This is a genomic window from Streptomyces longwoodensis, from assembly GCF_001514125.1.
Classification (GTDB): Bacteria; Actinomycetota; Actinomycetes; order Streptomycetales; family Streptomycetaceae; genus Streptomyces; species Streptomyces longwoodensis.
In genome coordinates, this window is the sequence record NZ_KQ948579.1 from 1 (window position 1) to 621 (window position 621).

Sequence of the window (621 nt, forward strand, 5' to 3'; positions counted from 1 at the left end):
CCCCGGCCGGGTTCACCGTGACCAGTACGAGGACGTCCCCGATCGGTGCCGGGGCCGTCGCCAAGATCCTGGCCTCCTGCCTGGGCCCGGACGCCTCGAACTTCCACGCGGTGATCGCGGTCCGCGCTCCCGTCGCCACCAAGGACACGGACGGCGTGGTCATCGCCGTCAACTCCGCCCGCCAGTACGTGCAGTGCGAGACGAAGGGCCACAAGGGCACCAGCATGTCCGTCCCGCCGACGTTCATCAACGACCGCCTGTGGGGCACCGGCCACCTGATCGAGTTCTTCGACAGCTTCAGCGAGCCGGCCCGCGGCGAACAGACCCTCTCACTGGGCGCCGGACACTACACACCCGACGTCGCCAAGATCACCATCAGCTACGGCGACAACCCGACGCAGTACCCGGCCCTCATGGCAGACGGCGCGTTCATCCACACCGCGGCCATCACCGGCCCCGAAGACAACTCCCCCTCCCCGACCCCCTACGTCCACGCCTACAACGCAGCAGGCCAGGAGATCTACAACCAGCAGACGGAACCCACCGCCCAGCAGTAACACCCCTCACCCCACACCCTCACTGCGGCCCCGGCACTCCGCCCGGGCCGCAGCAACCACAACC

The 621-nt window shown here is 68.6% G+C and carries 1 pseudogene; it reads left to right on the plus strand.

Annotated features, from left to right (window positions below):
* Nucleotides 1-557 (plus strand): annotated as a pseudogene (locus AQJ30_RS36365) (hypothetical protein); the annotation flags it as partial.
* Between the last annotated feature and the right edge of the window lie 64 nt (nt 558-621).